17 protein-coding genes are annotated in these 15,555 nt (G+C 72.0%); 2 read left to right on the top strand and 15 right to left on the bottom strand.

Annotation, left to right across the window (positions count from 1 at the left end; translation table 11 throughout):
* Positions 1-11: 11 nt before the first annotated feature.
* Together IFT73_RS03855 and IFT73_RS03850 are read right to left on the bottom strand one after the other, a co-directional pair.
* Positions 12-470, bottom strand: a complete 459-nt coding sequence (locus tag IFT73_RS03855; protein WP_192166448.1) for a hotdog fold domain-containing protein — start codon at positions 468-470, stop codon at positions 12-14.
* A gap of 32 nt (positions 471-502) precedes the next feature.
* Positions 503-1,591, bottom strand: a complete 1,089-nt coding sequence (locus IFT73_RS03850) for a sialidase family protein (RefSeq protein ID WP_197983480.1) — start codon at positions 1,589-1,591, stop codon at positions 503-505.
* Between the two features lie 39 nt (positions 1,592-1,630).
* Here IFT73_RS03850 and IFT73_RS03845 point away from each other — a divergent pair, with 39 nt between their 5' ends.
* On the top strand, positions 1,631-2,176 hold the full coding sequence (locus tag IFT73_RS03845; protein WP_192166446.1) for a PadR family transcriptional regulator: 546 nt from the start codon (positions 1,631-1,633) through the stop codon (positions 2,174-2,176).
* A gap of 16 nt (positions 2,177-2,192) precedes the next feature.
* On the opposite strand, the gene IFT73_RS03840 is transcribed toward IFT73_RS03845, so the two are convergent.
* The 3 genes from IFT73_RS03840 to IFT73_RS03830 form a co-directional block, all read right to left on the bottom strand.
* Positions 2,193-2,711 (bottom strand): regulatory protein RecX, encoded by a 519-nt coding sequence (locus IFT73_RS03840; RefSeq protein ID WP_192166445.1) that lies wholly within the window; start codon positions 2,709-2,711, stop codon positions 2,193-2,195.
* 17 nt (positions 2,712-2,728) lie between these two features.
* Positions 2,729-3,808 carry a recombinase RecA gene (gene recA / locus IFT73_RS03835; protein ID WP_056607843.1) on the bottom strand — a complete coding sequence of 360 codons (1,080 nt, stop codon included), beginning with the start codon at positions 3,806-3,808 and terminating at the stop codon, positions 2,729-2,731.
* Positions 3,809-4,059: 251 nt separating this feature from the next.
* On the bottom strand, positions 4,060-4,254 hold the full coding sequence (locus IFT73_RS03830) for a DUF3046 domain-containing protein (RefSeq protein ID WP_192166444.1): 195 nt from the start codon (positions 4,252-4,254) through the stop codon (positions 4,060-4,062).
* Positions 4,255-4,367: 113 nt separating this feature from the next.
* On the opposite strand from IFT73_RS03830, the gene IFT73_RS03825 reads away from it, so the two are divergent.
* On the top strand, positions 4,368-5,135 hold the full coding sequence (locus IFT73_RS03825; protein ID WP_192166443.1) for a MerR family transcriptional regulator: 768 nt from the start codon (positions 4,368-4,370) through the stop codon (positions 5,133-5,135).
* A gap of 63 nt (positions 5,136-5,198) precedes the next feature.
* Here the strand turns inward: IFT73_RS03825 and IFT73_RS03820 are convergent, their stop codons facing one another.
* From IFT73_RS03820 to nirB, 10 genes are all read right to left on the bottom strand, one after another.
* Positions 5,199-5,498 (bottom strand): helix-turn-helix domain-containing protein, encoded by a 300-nt coding sequence (locus tag IFT73_RS03820; protein ID WP_056607837.1) that lies wholly within the window; start codon positions 5,496-5,498, stop codon positions 5,199-5,201.
* Positions 5,499-5,531: 33 nt separating this feature from the next.
* Positions 5,532-6,020: a CinA family protein gene (locus tag IFT73_RS03815; RefSeq protein WP_192166442.1), complete on the bottom strand. Its 489-nt coding sequence runs from the start codon at positions 6,018-6,020 to the stop codon at positions 5,532-5,534.
* On the bottom strand, positions 6,017-6,637 hold the full coding sequence (locus tag IFT73_RS03810) for a CDP-alcohol phosphatidyltransferase family protein (RefSeq protein ID WP_192166441.1): 621 nt from the start codon (positions 6,635-6,637) through the stop codon (positions 6,017-6,019). The genes IFT73_RS03815 and IFT73_RS03810 overlap by 4 nt, the downstream gene beginning before the upstream one ends.
* 34 nt (positions 6,638-6,671) lie before the next feature.
* Positions 6,672-7,112 (bottom strand): hypothetical protein, encoded by a 441-nt coding sequence (locus IFT73_RS03805; protein ID WP_192166440.1) that lies wholly within the window; start codon positions 7,110-7,112, stop codon positions 6,672-6,674.
* Entirely contained in the window at positions 7,112-9,613 is a 2,502-nt protein-coding gene (locus IFT73_RS03800; RefSeq protein ID WP_192166439.1) for a DNA translocase FtsK, read from the bottom strand. Before IFT73_RS03800 ends, IFT73_RS03805 begins: the two co-directional genes overlap by 1 nt.
* An 83-nt stretch (positions 9,614-9,696) precedes the next feature.
* A complete protein-coding gene (locus IFT73_RS03795) occupies positions 9,697-10,422 on the bottom strand; it encodes a CbiX/SirB N-terminal domain-containing protein (RefSeq protein ID WP_192166438.1) in 726 nt (241 codons plus the stop codon).
* 289 nt (positions 10,423-10,711) lie between these two features.
* The gene (locus IFT73_RS03790; RefSeq protein WP_192166437.1) at positions 10,712-11,467 is read right to left on the bottom strand and encodes a sirohydrochlorin chelatase; all 756 of its coding nucleotides are present in this window, start codon (positions 11,465-11,467) and stop codon (positions 10,712-10,714) included.
* Entirely contained in the window at positions 11,464-12,585 is a 1,122-nt protein-coding gene (locus IFT73_RS03785) for a uroporphyrinogen-III synthase (protein ID WP_250183591.1), read from the bottom strand. The genes IFT73_RS03790 and IFT73_RS03785 overlap by 4 nt, the downstream gene beginning before the upstream one ends.
* Positions 12,582-12,941: a nitrite reductase small subunit NirD gene (gene nirD, locus IFT73_RS03780; protein ID WP_192166436.1), complete on the bottom strand. Its 360-nt coding sequence runs from the start codon at positions 12,939-12,941 to the stop codon at positions 12,582-12,584. Before nirD ends, IFT73_RS03785 begins: the two co-directional genes overlap by 4 nt.
* Positions 12,938-15,544: a nitrite reductase large subunit NirB gene (nirB, locus tag IFT73_RS03775; RefSeq protein ID WP_192166435.1), complete on the bottom strand. Its 2,607-nt coding sequence runs from the start codon at positions 15,542-15,544 to the stop codon at positions 12,938-12,940. The genes nirD and nirB overlap by 4 nt, the downstream gene beginning before the upstream one ends.
* Between the last annotated feature and the right edge of the window lie 11 nt (positions 15,545-15,555).

Below are 15,555 nucleotides of genomic sequence, written 5' to 3'. Positions count from 1 at the left end.
CCGACCGGCGACTACTTCCTCGGCACGACCCACAGGTGGATCGTGCCCGCGACCGTCACGGTTCCGTCCTTCGTGACGGCCTTGACCGTCACGGGGACGTCGGGAGCACCCGCCCAGTCGGCCTCGGTGGTCTCCGCGGTGCACGTCAGCGACGTCGTCGACTTCGCGAGATACTGCACGTCCATGCCCTTGGGCAGCCAGCGCATGTCGGGCGGGCACGTGGCCTCGGCCAGCAGACCCATCGCGGCCTCGAGCCCGTTGCACGCCGCGATCGCGTGGACCGTGCCGATGTGGTTCTGCACCGACCGTCGCTTGGGGATCACGACCCGTCCGAGGTGGGGCTTCATGTCCTCGACCGTCATGTGGATCGAGGCGAAGTACGGGGCCTTCTGCCCGTAGAGGACGGAGAAGAGTCGCTTGCCCTGCGGCAGGGCGGTGACCTTCTTGTACAGCGCGAGAGTCGAGGACATGCCGCCATGCTACCGGCGAGTAACTCCGGCCGTCAGACCACTGCCGCGCGAACGCACAGGACGTCCGGCAGGTTGGTGCGGATCTCCCGCCAGCTCTCGCCCTCGTCGTTGCTCGACCAGATCGCGCCGTGCCGTGTGCCGACGTGCAGGCCGACCGGCTCGCCGCGGTCGGTGCCGAAGCCGTCGCGCAGCACCGCGGTCCACGCCTCGGCCGGCAGCCCCGAGGCCAGCTCGTGCCACGTCTCGCCCGCGTCCTGCGAGCGCCACACGGCCGGGTGCCCCTGCGGCGGGAACCGTTCGTCACCGCCGACGAGCGGGTAGACGTAGACCGTGCCGCCGCGGCGGGGGTGCGCCACGATCGGGAACCCGAAGTCGGCGGGCAGCCCGGCGCTGATCGACGTCCAGCTGCGGCCGGCGTCGTCGGACCGGAACACGCCGCCGTGGTTCTGCGCGTACAGGCGGTCGGGATCGGCGGCGTCGACCGCGACCTTGTGGACGCACTGACCGAACTCCGGGGCCTCCCCCGGCAGGAACTCCGTCGTGATGCCCCGGTTGTGCGGCGCCCAGGTCGCTCCACCGTCGCTCGACCGGTACACGCCGCCGGTGGACATCGCGATCGTCACGACGTCCGGGTCGGTGGGGTGCGGCACGATCGTGTGGATCGCCTGGCCGCCGAAGCCCTCGCCCCACTCGGGCCGGTGAGGGTGGTCCCAGAGGCTGCGCACGAGCGCGAACGTCTCGCCCCGGTCGCCCGAACGGAACAGCGCCGACGGCTGGGTGCCGGCCCACACGACGTCGCCGTCGGCAGGCGACGGGGCCAGCTGCCAGACCCGCTCGACCGAGGCGCCGAGCCCCTCGGGGAAGCGAACAGTGCCGGCGTGCGACCGGTCCCAGGTGCGCCCCAGGTCGTCGGAGCGCACGACCTGGGGGCCGTAGTGCATGCTCGTCGACCCCGCCAGGAGCCGTGGGACGGGCCCGCGCTCGTCGATCGCGACGGAGTAGACCTCCTCCATCGGGAACACCGGGGCGTCCCAGCTCCACTGCTCGCGTCGTTCGTCCGAGCGGCCGATGAACAGGCCCTTGCGCGTGCCGGCCAGCAGGATCGCGTCGCTCACGGCCATCGCCTCCGATATTCCGATTAGGAACAGTACGCTAGGACCGTGGCTTCCCCTCTGTCAATGACGTCGTACGCCCTGCTGAGCCTCCTGGTCATCGACAGCGAGAACCAGGACGGGCTCACCGGCTACGAGCTCAAGCAACGTGCCGACTTCACCCTGCGCTTCTACTGGGTCTCGCCGGCCATGAGCCAGATCTACACCGAGCTCGAGCGACTGAGGTCGCACTCCTGCGTCAGCGTCGACGAGGACGTCGACGGCCGTCGGACGACCCGGCGCTTTCGCATCACGCCCGCCGGGCGGGAGGCACTCGACGCGTGGCTGCGGGACCCGACGGACGACTTCCCGGTGCTCAAGCATCCCGTCGCCCTGCGCCTGATGCTCGGCGCGATGATGGGCACCGACGCGGTCAGGGACATGCTCGACCGCTACGAGCAGGCACTGTCGGAGCGACGTCAGGAGCTCGAAGCCGTGCGCGCGATGCTGGGCGACCGGGAGTCGGTCGCCTACGCCGCGCGGGTGGCCGAGTGGGGCCTGACGTTCTTCGACGCCGAGGCCACCGCGATCGATCGCACCCGCGACTCGCTGTGAGCAGCGCCAGGAGATCTCACATGCTCTCGAGCGGCTCGATCTCGGCACCGAGCTCGTCACGGACGACCTGGAACGCGAGCTGCGAGGGGTACCCCTTGCGCGCCAGCATGCCGACGAGCCGGCGGGTCTTGGTCGTGTCGTCGAACCGGCTCATCGACCGCAGCTTGGTGCGGACCAGACGATGGGCCGCCGCGAGCTCGTCGGCGGGGTCGAGCTCGCCGATGACCTCCTTGGAGATCTCGTCGTCGACGCCCTTGGTGCGCAGCTCGTTGGCCAGGGCGCGCGCGCTGAGCCCCTTGCCGCGCTGCCGCGCCTGCACCCACGAGCGGGCGAACTCCTCGTCGTCGATCAGGCCGGCCACCTCGAACTTGGCCAGCGTCGCCTCGACGACCCCCTCAGGCACCTGCTTCTTGGCAAGTGCCTGAGCGAGGTCGCTGCGGCTGTGCGCACGCTCGCTGAGCTTGCGGATGACGACCTCCTTGGCGAAGCCGGCCAGCTCCTCGGGGGTCATCTCGTCGACGGGCGTGCGCGCCATGGATCAGGACCGCCAGATCAGAACTCGGTGGCGGGCAGATCGGGCTCGGGCGCGACCTCGAGCGCCGGCTTGTCGGCCTGCGGGCCGATGCCCTTGGCCTCCATGATCCGCTTCTCGAGCTCTTCGGCGAGGTCGGGGTTGTCCTTGAGGAACTGCCGCGACTTCTCCTTGCCCTGGCCGAGCTGGTCGCCGTCGTAGGTGTACCAGGCACCGGCCTTGCGGACCAAGCCGATGTCGACACCGACGTCGATCAGGCTGCCCTCGCGGCTGATGCCCTGGCCGTACATGATGTCGAACTCGGCCTGCTTGAACGGCGGGGCGAGCTTGTTCTTGACGACCTTGACGCGGGTGCGGTTGCCGACCATGTCGGTGCCGTCCTTGAGCGTCTCGATGCGGCGCACGTCGAGGCGGACCGAGGCGTAGAACTTGAGCGCCTTTCCGCCCGTCGTGGTCTCGGGCGAGCCGAACATGACGCCGATCTTCTCGCGCAGCTGGTTGATGAAGATCGCGGTCGTGCCCGAGCCGTTGATGGCACCGGTCATCTTGCGCAGCGCCTGGCTCATGAGGCGGGCCTGCAGGCCGACGTGGCTGTCGCCCATCTCGCCGTCGATCTCGGCGCGGGGCACGAGCGCCGCGACCGAGTCGATCACGATGATGTCGAGGGCGCCGGAGCGGATCAGCATGTCGGCGATCTCGAGCGCCTGCTCGCCGCTGTCGGGCTGCGAGATCAGCAGGGCGTCGGTGTCGACGCCGAGCTTGCGGGCGTAGTCGGGGTCGAGGGCGTGCTCGGCGTCGATGAACGCCGCGACGCCGCCGGCGCGCTGGGCGTTGGCCACCGCGTGCAGGGCCACGGTCGTCTTTCCGGAGGACTCCGGACCGTAGATCTCGACGACGCGGCCACGCGGCAGACCGCCGATGCCGAGCGCGATGTCGAGCGTCGTGGCGCCCGTCGGGATGACCTCGATCGGGGCGCGGGCCTGGTCGCCCAGTCGCATGACGGCACCCTTGCCGTGGGCGCGGTCGATCTGGGCCATCGCGTTCTCGAGGGACTTGCCTTTGTCCTTGCTCGTGGCGATGGAGCTGTTGGGCTGAGCCATGGTGGATCCGTTTCTGCTGGTGGGTGGCCGGTCATCGACGACGCTAGAAGGACCCTCAGACAGAAGTGGGCCTCGTCGACCCGTCTGTGGATGCCGTCCTTCTCGCGTCCAACCTGTGCACGAGCCTATACGAACAGGTGTTCGACGAATCGCCGACACGCCGAGTGGTGCATTCGCGTCCTCGAGCGGTGCGATCCGGTCGGACACGCCGTCCCGAAAAGTCCACGGCGCACCACTCGCGGGCCCGGGGGTCAGCGGTCGGAGGCGGGCAGGCCCTGCGTCGCGTGCACGGCGCGCCAGACGACCTTCGGGTCCTCACCGGCGTCGAGCGCCTCGACCGCGGTGCGCCCGCCCAGGACGCTCATGACGTGGCTGTCGGCCCACACCCGCGCGTATCCGCGACCGAGGTGCCGGTCCATCAGGTCCCAGAACTCGCTGTGCCTCACCGAACCAGTATGCCGGGCCGGTCCCGACGGACTTGACCCTGACGTAGCGTGAGGCGGCACCGTCGACCGTGGCCGACACCCCGTCGGCCCGAGGACCGAGACCAGGGAGTGTCATGCACAGGACCGATCACGAGTACCTGATCGGCGACGTGGCGCGGCTGTCGGGCACCACGGTGCGCACGCTGCACCACTACGAGTCGGTCGGGCTGCTCGCGCCGAGTGCGCGGACGTCGGCCGGCTACCGGCTGTACACGCGGGACGACCTGGACCGCCTGACGCGCATCCTGTACTACCGCGACCTGGACTTCGACCTCGAGACCATCGCGACGCTGCTCGACGAGTCGGACGATCACGTCGGGCAGCTGCGGCGACAGCACGGTCTGCTGACGGACCGTCTGGCGCGCATCCGGGTGATGGTCGCAGCCCTGGAGAAGGAGATGAGTGCACACATGAACGGGAACGAGCTCACGGCCGAGCAGAAGCTGGAGATCTTCGGCGCCGACTACGACCCCGCGTACGAGGTCGAGGCCGAGCAGCGGTGGGGAGACACCGAGGCGTGGCGCCAGTCGCAGGAGCGCACGGCGGCGTTCACGCCGGACGACTGGCGCCGCATCAAGGCCGACACCGACGCCTTCAACGCCCGCCTGGCCGCTGCGTTCGCGGCGGGTGTGGCGCCCGGCAGCGACGAGGCCGACCGGCTCGCCGAGGAGCACCTAGCGAGCCTGCGGACGTACTACGACGCCGACCACGCGATGCACCGGCAGGTCGCGTCGCTCTACACCGACGACGAGCGGTACGCCCGCCCGTACGAGGAGCTGGCACCCGGTCTGGCGGCCTGGCTGCGGGCGGTGATCGACGCCAACGCGACGCACCACGACTGAGCCGGCCGGCAGGCCGACCGTCGCGTCTCGCGCCCACCCGAGGGGACGGGGCGCGGCGGGCCCTCAGGCAGCCGAGACCGAGACGTCGGGGGCGATCGAGGAGATGCTGGCGATCTGGTCGACCGACGCCTCCTCGAGCTCGAGCATCGCGCTGACGTCGAGCAGGACCTTGGAGAGGGGGACGTCGAGCGCACCGGCGAGGGCCGCCAGCAGCTCGGAGCTCGCCTCCTTCTGGCCGCGCTCGACCTCGGAGATGTAGCCCAGCGACACCCGGGCCTTGCCCGAGACGTCGCGCAGGGTCAGGCCCTGGGCGATCCGGCGCGCGCGGAGCACCTCACCGACGAGCTGTCGCATCGCGGTCATCGGGCGCCTCCGTCCATCGCTGCCATGTAGTGCTCAACCCCGGACGTGCCGAGATTCTTCCCCCAGCGTAGCGACCAGCCACGACAGCAGCGCATCGACCGTCCCCGCGCGGATCTCGGCCCGGTCGCCCGCCAGCTCGAGGAGCCGCGTCCGGACGCCCGCGGGACCGGCCACGGCGACGTGCACGGTGCCGGCGGGCTTGCCCTCGGCGGGGCCCGGACCGGCCACCCCGGTCGTCGAGACGCCGTACGTCGCGCCCAGCCGGTCGCGGACTCCGGCGGCCATCGCGGCCGCCACGTCGGCGTCGACCGTGCCGCGCTCGGCGATCAGCGCGGCCGGCACGCCCAGCGCGGACGTCTTGACGTCGGCCGCGTACGCGGCGACTCCCCCGCGGACCACGTCGGACGCCCCGGGAACGCCGACCAGCGTCGCGCAGACGAGCCCGCCCGTCAGCGACTCGGCCGTCGCGACCGTGGCACCCGCGGCGCGGAGCGCCTCGACCGCGTCGCCGGCCGTCGTCATGGGTGCGCGGCGGCCTTGGCCTCGCGGCGGATGACCCGGGCGTCGCGGACGTACATGACGCCCGTCACGACCGTGACGGCGACCGCCGCCGCCATGGCGACCCACGAGACGAACAGCAGCAGGTCGGTCAGCGGGTTGTTCCAGATCTCGAACGGCAGGACGAACCCGCCGATCGCGAGCGCCTGCAGCGCCGTCTTGATCTTGCCGCCCTGGCTCGCGGGCATCACGCCGTACTTCTTGATGAAGAACCGCATGACGGTGATGCCCCACTCGCGCACCAGCACCACGATCGTGATGGTCCAGAACAGCCATCCGTACGACTCGTCGGAGAAGATGATCGACAGGCCGACGAACGCCATGCCGGTCAGCGCCTTGTCGGCGATCGGGTCGGCGAGCTTGCCGAAGTCGGTGACCAGGTCGTACTTGCGGGCCAGGTCGCCGTCGATGCGGTCGGTGATCATCAGCAGTGCGAACGCGACCCACGCGGCGACGCGGAATCCGATCGACTCGCCGTCGTGCGTCAGCAGCAGCCATCCGAAGAACGGCACGCCCACGATCCGCACGAGCGTCAGGGCGTTCGCGATGTTCAGGTTGCTCGGCTGGGTTGCCCCGTCCATGAGTACCTCTCCTCGGCGCGGCTGGAACGACTCCTCAGTATGCGGCAGCCTCACGGCGGCGCGCCAACTGGATCTCCGCCTCGCCCGGCGAGACGTTCGTGGCGAGGCCCAGCGGCGAGGTGTAGAAGCGCAGCCCGTCGGTGCTCACGACCTTGATCCGGGGGTCGTGGCGCACGCCCTCGCGGGCCTCGACCTTGATCTCGCCGAGCTCGCTCCACAGCAGACCGACCCAGCCGTGGTCGGAGCGCAGGCGCACGCCGTGGTCGTCCGCGACGAACAGGGGCGTGCGGGCGTCGCGCAGACCGCGGGCGTGGGTGCCCGCGACCAGCACCAGCACGACGGCAGGCACCGCGAGGAGCGGCTGCTGGCGGTCGTACGCGACCCATCCGAAGCCCGCCGCCAGCGCCAGGCACAGGAGCACCAGCAACAGGTACAGCCCGGTGCGGCGGCGGATCTCGAACGCGTCGTCGATCATCAGCCGACCTGGATCGTCGCGAGGCACTGCTCGAGCTCGTCGGGCTTGATCAGCACGTCACGTGCCTTCGAGCCCTCGCTCGGGCCGACGATGCCGCGGCTCTCCAGGATGTCCATGAGGCGTCCGGCCTTCGCGAAGCCGACGCGCAGCTTGCGCTGCAGCATCGAGGTCGAGCCGAACTGGGTCGTGACGCACAGCTCGATGGCCTGCAGCACGAGGTCCATGTCGTCGCCGATGTCGTCGTCGATCTCGCGCTTGGTGGCCGCGACGGCGGTGACGTCCTCGCGGTACGTCGGCTGCAGCTGCGTCTTGCAGTGCTCGACGATCGTCTGGATCTCGGCCTCGGTGACCCACGCACCCTGCATGCGCATCGCCTTGTTCTGGCCCATCGGCAGGAACAGTCCGTCGCCCTGTCCGACGAGCTTCTCGGCACCCGGCTGGTCGAGGATGACGCGGCTGTCGGCCAGCGACGACGTCGCGAACGCCAGACGGCTCGGGACGTTGGCCTTGATCAGGCCCGTCACGACGTCGACGGACGGCCGCTGCGTCGCGAGGATCAGGTGAATGCCGGCGGCTCGCGCGAGCTGCGTGATGCGGACGATCGAGTCCTCGACGTCGCGTGGAGCGACCATCATGAGGTCGGCGAGCTCGTCGACCACGACCAGCAGGTACGGGTACGGCGCCAGCACGCGCTCGCTCATCGGCGGCAGCTGCACCTTGCCGGCGCGCACGGCCTTGTTGAAGTCGTCGATGTGGCGGTAGCCGAAGTTCGCGAGGTCGTCGTAGCGCATGTCCATCTCGCGCACGACCCACTGCAGCGCCTCGGCAGCCTTCTTGGGGTTGGTGATGATCGGCGTGATCAGGTGCGGGACGCCCTCGTACGCCGTCAGCTCGACCCGCTTCGGGTCGACCATGATCATGCGCACCTCCTCGGGGGTCGAGCGCATCAGGATCGACGAGATCATCGAGTTGACGAAGCTCGACTTGCCCGAGCCCGTCGCGCCGGCGACCAGCAGGTGGGGCATCTTGGCGAGGTTGGCCACGACGTAGCCGCCCTCGACGTCCTTGCCGAGGCCGATGACCATGGGGTGGTGGTCGCTGCGGGCCTTGGCGGAGCGCAGGACGTCGCCGAGCGAGACCATCTCCTTGTCGACGTTGGGGATCTCGACGCCGATCGCCGACTTGCCGGGGATCGGGCTGAGGATCCGCACCTCGTTGGACGCCACGGCGTACGCGATGTTCTTGCTCAGCGCCGTGACCTTCTCGACCTTGACCGCGGGGCCGAGCTCGACCTCGTAGCGGGTGACGGTCGGGCCGCGCGTGTAGCCCGTCACGGCGGCGTCGATCTGGAACTGCTCGAGCACCTCGGTGAGGCGCGCGACGACGTCGTCGGACGCCTTGGAGCGCGCCTTGTGCGGCGAGCCCTCGCGCAGCATCGTGCTGTCGGGCAGGGAGTAGACGACGTCGCCCGACAGGGCCAGCTGCTCGGCACGCGCCGGGATCGGTTCCATGGGGGGCAGCTCGACCTCGGCCTCGGGCTCCGGCTCGTCGTCGTAGGCGTCGAGGTCGGGCACGAATGGAGCGACCGGCTCGGGCTCGAAGACGCGGGCGGGCGCGGGCTCGGCCCGCACGTCGTCCGGGCCGTCGACCAGCGGGTTGTCGTAGGGCTCGTCGGGCGTCGTGCGCGGGTGACGACGCTTGGCGGGCTCGGCGGCCGGCTCGGACTCCTCGGCGTCGGCCTTGCGCCCCACGGCGAGGTCGCGCAGCTCGCGCAGGCGGTCGGGCACGGCGTAGACGGGGGTGTTGGTGACCACCAGCACGCCGAAGGCCACGACCAGCACGAGGATCGGCGAGACGACGTAGCCGCTCTTGAGCAGGTCCATCGGGATCGCGGAGAACAGGAAGCCGATGGCTCCACCGGCCTCGCGCATCGCGTCGGGGTCGGGGTCGCTCGGACGCGGCACGCCGTGGGCGATGTGGACGAGACCGAGGATGCCTCCGCTCATGGCTCCCCACCCGATGACCTGACGGCCGACGGGGCCGTTGCGGTCGGGGTGGCGCAGGGTGCGCCACGCGACGACGATCAGCAGGATCGGGACGGCCCAGGCCAGCAGGCCCACGGCGCTGCCGGTGACGTCGCGCACGACGTTGCCGATCGCGCCGGGCATGTCGGACCACACCGAGCCCGCCGCGACGATGCCGAGGGCGAGCAGGGCGAAGCCGATGCCGTCACGCCGCTGCTCGGGATCGAGGTCGCGCGCGCCGTGCCCGATGCTGCGCGCGACGGCACCGACCATGCCGGCCAGGCCGAGCCACAGGGCGGTCGAGGCGCGCAGGAGCGCGGTGAGGACAACGGCAAAGGGACCAGGCCCGGTCTTGGCCGCGGGCTTGCGGGCGGCAGGCTTGCGGGCCTGCGGCTTGCGCTTGCTCGTGGTCGGCTTCTTGCGGGCCTGGCTGCCGGACGGCCGCTTGCGCGGCGGGGAAGTCGTTCGGGTCGCCATGGTCCAAAGGGTAAAGCACAGGTCGAAGGTTGCGCCGCAGGCACGCGGAACGGGTTCCAGCCGGCCGCTGGACGCTCCCGGGCTCAGGAGCTGGCGAGTCGGCTGCGCGGCGCGGGATCGGCGGACGTCCAGCCGCCCCGCGAGCGCGCCCGGGCCAGCACGAGCGAGACCAGGCGCGGATCGGCCGGGCCCGCGTCGAGCAGCGGGGCGGTGACGACGTCGGCTCCCGCGTCGACCATGCGGTCGTGGGCGGCACCGCGCGTGAGGACGTAGCTCGACACCACGACGCGTCGCCCGTACGCCCTGGCCACGTCGACCGCATCGGCCAGGGGCGTGTCGGGGCCCCCCAGCGTCCCGACGTGCACCCGCCCGCCCCAGACGGCGCTGAGCAGCCGCGCGGCCTTGCCGACGTCGGAGATCGCGCGGGCGTCGGTCGCGAGGTCGGCCGCGAGGACGATCGTGTCGTCCGAGCGGGCACCGGCCTCGAAGAGCCGTCGCACGCCGACCTCGGCGAGCACCCAGTCCGGTCCGAGCGGTGCCGTCACGGCGACCGCGGGATCGAGGTGCGAGGCCTGGACGATCGTGACCCCGACGGGACGGTCGTAGGCCAGCATCAGCGGCACGACGGCGCGCGGGCCCGCGGTCTCGCCGATCACCTCGGCGATGCCGGGCTCCTGGACGTCGACGAACGCGTCGACGACGTCGAGGTCGCTCGCCTCGCGCCGCACGGCGTTGACGAGCCCCGCGAGCGCCGAGCGCCCGCGGGGATCCTGCGAGCCGTGGGCGCACAGGACGAGTCGGCGATTCACACGCTCCCCCGCAGCCGGCCGACCGCGGAACCCGAGACGTCCGCGGTGGTCACCGTGCCGCACGGATGCGCAGCTGCCGACGGAACACCCCCGTTGGTTCCGCCGGCAGCTCGCACCCCGCTGGTGGCGACCGGTCGCCCGAGGTGCGGCGCCGTTGCGTGAACGGCGTCCGATCGGGCCGCGGCCGTCGGGGTCACATCGACCAGCATGTGCACCCCCTCGACCGTCGGACCGGTGTCTCCCCACCAGCACCTCCAGCCTCACCGAGCGCTGTTTCGAGGTCGTTAACTCAGGTGCCGGATTTGGTTACAACTGGGCCCGCGGACGCGCGTGGCGGTCCGCCGGCCGACCAGTCGAGGCCCTCGGCCGCCTCGGCGAACCGGTCGAGGACGAGCGAGACGAGCTCGTCGGCCACCGGCCCCCCGTCGAGCAGGGGCCCCGTCACCAGGTCGGCCCCGCACCGTTGCATGCGGCCCTGGAAGAAGCCCGGCGCCATGAGGTACGAGACGATGACGACCCTCCGCCCGGGCCGTTCGCGGGTGGCCGCGCGGACGACGTCGGCCATGGGCGTGCCCGAGCCGCCGACGTGGCCGACCGCCACCGGGGCGCCCCAGGCGGCGGCGAGCTTCTCGGCCGCCTGGTCGATGCTGCGCAGGGCGTCGGCGTCGGTCGAGCCGGCCGAGCCGAGCAGGACGACGTCGTCGCGCGTGGCCCCGACCTGCGCCAGGCGACGCAGCATGACGTCCGTCAGGCGGTCGTCGGCGCCGAGCGTGCCCGCCGCGACGACCCACTCGCGCCGGGCCGCACCGTTGATGTCGACGCGCACGTGGAAGCCGGGCGCGAGCAGGAGCGGGACGACGACCGCCAGGCCGTCGACGAGGTCGAGGGCCGTGTCGACGCGCGGCAGCTGGACGTCGACGAACGCCTCGCGCACGTCGAGGTGCGGCGCCGCCTCGCCCACCGCGTCGACGAGCGCCGTGATCGCGCTCTGGGCCGCCGCGACGTCGGTCCCGTGGCTCGTGGCCACCAGGGCGATGGTCGTCATGGCGTGACCTCCTCGCTGACGGCGAGGCGGTAGCCGCGCTTGACGACGGTCTGGACGAGCGGACGTCCGGCGGCCTCGCGCAGCCGTGCGACGGCGACCTCGGCCGAGTGCGGGTCGTCCGACTCGCCCGGCAGGACGGCCAGGAGCTCCTCGCGCGAGCGGACGACACCCGGCTCGCAGGCCAGCAGCCGCAGGATCGCCATGCCGCTGGGCGACACCGGCAGCACGACGTGGTCGAGCGTCGCGGCGGTCGCCCGCACCCGCAGGGCGCCGGACGCCGTGGCCACCCCCACCGAGGCGTCGCCGAGGTGCATCACGAGCAGGCGCACGAGCGCACCGAGCCGCGCGCGCTCGGGCAGCAGCGGGTCGAACCCGGCACTCCTCAACGGATCGGCCGTGACGTGCCCGACGGCGGCGAGCACGAGGCGTCGCTCCTGCTCGAGACGCTTGAGGTCGTCCTCGACCCCGCTCGCGCGCACCGCCGACAACCACGCCGAGGCACCCGGCGCGGACGTGAACACGACCGAGTCGTAGGTTCCGGCCGCCGCGTCGCGGACCGACCGCTCGACCGCGGCCGGGTCGGGCGGCGGGCCCCACCGATAGACGACCAGGCCGAACGGACGTCCGCCCGCCGCCGCGAGCCGCTTCTCGAGCCCGTCGTCGCCGGCCCCGTGGTGCTGCACCGCGATCGACAGGCCGTCGACGCCCTCGGCGACCAGGAAGTCGGCGATCTCGGCCGAGGTCTCGGACTCCGCGACCCAGTCGGGGGTCAGGCCCGCGGCCTGCAGGGCACCGCGCGCCTTGGGCCCTCGGGCCACGAGGCGCACGCCCTGCAGCGCCTCGACCAGCTCGTGGCCGATGCCCGCGGCCTCGGCGGTGTCGAGCCAGCCGCGGAACCCGATGCCCGTCGTCACGACGACGACGTCGGTGCCCGTCGCGATCATCTGGCGGGTCTGGGCCAGCAGGGTGTCCTCGTCGATGTGCGACTCGACGCCGAGCGACGCCGCCACCGTGACCTCGGCTCCCCGGCGGCCGAGGGCCAGCGACAGGTCGGACGCCCGGCGCTGTGCCGTCACGAGGACCCGGGTGCCGGCGAGCACCGGCCCGAGAGCCGTCACGCCGTCCCGCTCCCGATCTCGACCCAGCCGTCGACGACCCGCACGGGCCACGAGCGCAGGGAAACCGACGCGTCGTCGAGGCAGTGCCCCGTCGCGAGGTCGAACGTCTGCTTGTGCATCGGCGACGCGACCGTCGGGACTCCCCCGCGGCTGCCGACGAGCCCTCGGGCCATGACGTTGGCGCCGCTGAACGGGTCGTGGTGGTCGACGGCGTGGACGTCGCCGGACCCGCCGAGCCGGAACACCGCGACCTGGCGGCCGTCGACGAGCGCCGCGGCGCCCCGGTCGGGCACGAGCGCGTCGAGCCGGCAGATCCGCGTCCAGCCCGTCGTCGTCGTGGTCGCCGTGGTCGTCATGCCGTCACCTCCGTCGTGGTCCGCACCGGGATGCTCGCGCCGGCGATCAGCACGGCACGCTCCGTCTCGTCGGCCGGACGTCGCTGGCCGCGCTCCTCAACATAGGCGAGGTCGGGATCCGGCGTGTCGGGGGCGTTCACGAACGACGCGAACCGCTGCAGCTTCTGCTCGTCGGCGAGCGTCGCGGCCCACTCGTCCTCGTAGTCGTCGACGTGCGAGGCCATCGCGGCGTCGAGGTCGGCGCCGATGCCGAGGATGTCGTCGAGCACCACGGCGCGGACCGCGTCGATGCCCCCCTCGACCGACTCGAGCCACGGCGCGGTGCGCTGCAGCCGGTCGGCGGTGCGCACGTAGTACATCAGGAAGCGGTCGATGGCCCGGACCAGCTCGTCGGTCGTCAGGTCCTCGGCGAACAGCTGGGCGTGCCGGGGCGTGAACCCCCCGTTGCCGCCGACGTACATGTTCCAGCCCCGGTCGGTCGCGATGACGCCGACGTCCTTGCCGCGGGCCTCGGCGCACTCGCGCGCGCAGCCCGAGACGCCCAGCTTGATCTTGTGCGGCGACCGCAGCCCGCGGTAGCGCAGCTCGAGGTCGATCGCGAGCGTCGTGGAGTCCTGCACCCCGTAGCGGCACCACGACTGACCGACGCACGACTTCACGGTGCGCAACGACTTGCCGTACGCCTGGCCCGACTCGAACCCCGCGTCGACGAGCCGCTTCCAGATCGCGGGCAGCTGCTCGATGCGCGCGCCGAACAGGTCGATGCGCTGACCGCCCGTGATCTTGGTGTACAGGCCGTAGTCGACTGCGACCTGCCCGATCGCGACGAGTCCCTCCGGCGTCACCTCGCCGCCGGGGATGCGCGGGACCACCGAGTACGTGCCGTCCTTCTGCAGGTTCGCCATGACGTGGTCGTTGGTGTCCTGCAGCGCCGCGTTCTCGCCGTCGAGCACGTGCCCGTGGCGCAGGGTCGACAGGATCGAGGCCGCGACGGGACGGCAGATGTCGCAGCCCTGGCCCGTGCCGTGCTGGGCGACGAGCTCGCTGAACGTCGAGATCTCGCTGACCCGGACGATGTCGAACAGCTGGGCACGGCTGACCGCGAAGTGCTCGCACAAGGCGTTACTGACCTCGATGCCGGCTTCGGCGAGCTGGACGTCGACGAGCTTCTTGACCAGCGACACGCACGACCCGCAGCTCGTGCCGGCCTTGGTGCAGGCCTTGACGCCGGTCAGGTCGGTGCAGCCGTGCTTGGTGACGGCGCAGCGGACCTGACCGGCCGTGACGTTGTTGCACGAGCAGACGGTGACGTCGTCGGGCAGCGCCGCGCCCGCCACCGGCGCCGCCGCGCCCTCGGGCAGGAGCCAACCCGTCGGGTCGCTGCCCAGCGCGCGACCCACCATGGGCCGCAGGTTCGTGTACGCGCCGGCGTCGCCGACCAGCATGCCGCCCAGCAGCGTCTGCGCGTCGTCGCTCATGACGAGCTTCTTGTAGACGCCCGCCGTCGGGTCGGCGTAGACGACCTCGAGGCTGCCGCTGGTCGCCGCGAACGCGTCGCCGAAGCTCGCGACGTCGACGCCCAGCAGCTTGAGCTTGGTCGAGAGGTCGGCTCCGTCGAACGTCGCGGTACCGCCGAGCAGGCGGTCGGCGACGACCTCGGCCATCGTGTAGCCCGGGCCGACCAGCCCCCACACGCGTCCGGCGATCTGCGCGACCTCGCCGATCGCGAAGATCGAGTCGTCGCTCGTCAGGCAGCCGGGATCGGCCACCACGCCGCCCCGCTCCCCCACCTCGAGCCCGCTCGACCGGGCCAGCTCGTCGCGCGGCCGCACGCCGGTCGCGAACACGACGACGTCGGCGGCGATCCGCTCGCCGTCGGCGAACTGCATGCGTGCCACCTTGCCGTCACGGCCCGCCTTGAGCCTGGAGGTCGCCGTCGAGGTGCGCACCGAGACGCCCAGCTGCTCGATGATGCGGCGCAGCGCGCCGCCACCGGCTCGATCGACCTGCAGCGGCATGAGCCACTCGGCGAACTCGACGACCGTCGTGTCGGCGCCGAGCGCCGTCAGGGCTCCGGCCGCCTCGAGACCCAGCAGGCCCCCGCCGACGACGGCTCCCCTGACCTTGCGGCCGAGGGCGGCCTCCCGGTCGAGCACCCACTGCCGCAGCTCGGCGACGTCGTCGACCGTCCGGTACACGAAGCAGCCCGGCAGGTCGGCGCCGTCGACGGGTGGCACCGTGGCGTACGAGCCCGTGGCCAGCACGAGCCGGTCGTAGTCGAACGTCGTGCCGCGGGCGTGCAGCTGCTTGGCCTCGCGGTCGATGCGGCTGACGACCGAGCCGCGGTACAGGCGCACGCCGGGACGGCGCCACAGGCTGCCGTCGCCCAGCAGGAGGTCCTCGGGGTCGCGGTCGGAGAAGAACGACGTCAGGGCGACGCGGTCGTACGGCGGACGCGTCTCGTCGCCGAACACCTCGATGTCCCACGTCCGGTCGGCCCCGCGCTCGACGAGGGCCTCGACGAGCCGGTGGGCGACCATGCCCGCTCCGACGACGGCGAGCTTCTGCTTGGCGCCTCGCGAGGCGTGCTGATCGATCGTCATGTCCCGACGGT

The sequence above is a fragment of the Aeromicrobium sp. CFBP 8757 genome, assembly GCF_014841755.1.
Lineage (GTDB): Bacteria > Actinomycetota > Actinomycetes > Propionibacteriales > Nocardioidaceae > Aeromicrobium.
The sequence above is the reverse complement of the archived record's forward strand: the minus strand, read 5'-3'. Positions and strand labels throughout refer to the sequence as shown.

Bases quoted from the DNA above. Each gene is read 5' to 3' on its own strand.
- IFT73_RS03855 (WP_192166448.1), bottom strand. From the start codon at position 470: ATGTCCTCGACTCTCGCGCTGTACAAGAAGGTCACCGCCCTGCCGCAG.
- IFT73_RS03850 (WP_197983480.1), bottom strand. From the start codon at position 1,591: ATGGCCGTGAGCGACGCGATCCTGCTGGCCGGCACGCGCAAGGGCCTG.
- IFT73_RS03840 (WP_192166445.1), bottom strand. From the start codon at position 2,711: ATGGCGCGCACGCCCGTCGACGAGATGACCCCCGAGGAGCTGGCCGGC.
- recA (WP_056607843.1), bottom strand. From the start codon at position 3,808: ATGGCTCAGCCCAACAGCTCCATCGCCACGAGCAAGGACAAAGGCAAG.
- IFT73_RS03825 (WP_192166443.1), top strand. From the start codon at position 4,368: ATGCACAGGACCGATCACGAGTACCTGATCGGCGACGTGGCGCGGCTG.
- IFT73_RS03820 (WP_056607837.1), bottom strand. From the start codon at position 5,498: ATGACCGCGATGCGACAGCTCGTCGGTGAGGTGCTCCGCGCGCGCCGG.
- IFT73_RS03815 (WP_192166442.1), bottom strand. From the start codon at position 6,020: ATGACGACGGCCGGCGACGCGGTCGAGGCGCTCCGCGCCGCGGGTGCC.
- IFT73_RS03810 (WP_192166441.1), bottom strand. From the start codon at position 6,637: ATGGACGGGGCAACCCAGCCGAGCAACCTGAACATCGCGAACGCCCTG.
- IFT73_RS03805 (WP_192166440.1), bottom strand. From the start codon at position 7,112: ATGATCGACGACGCGTTCGAGATCCGCCGCCGCACCGGGCTGTACCTG.
- IFT73_RS03800 (WP_192166439.1), bottom strand. From the start codon at position 9,613: ATGGCGACCCGAACGACTTCCCCGCCGCGCAAGCGGCCGTCCGGCAGC.
- IFT73_RS03790 (WP_192166437.1), bottom strand. From the start codon at position 11,467: ATGACGACCATCGCCCTGGTGGCCACGAGCCACGGGACCGACGTCGCG.
- nirD (WP_192166436.1), bottom strand. From the start codon at position 12,941: ATGACGACCACGGCGACCACGACGACGACGGGCTGGACGCGGATCTGC.
- nirB (WP_192166435.1), bottom strand. From the start codon at position 15,544: ATGACGATCGATCAGCACGCCTCGCGAGGCGCCAAGCAGAAGCTCGCC.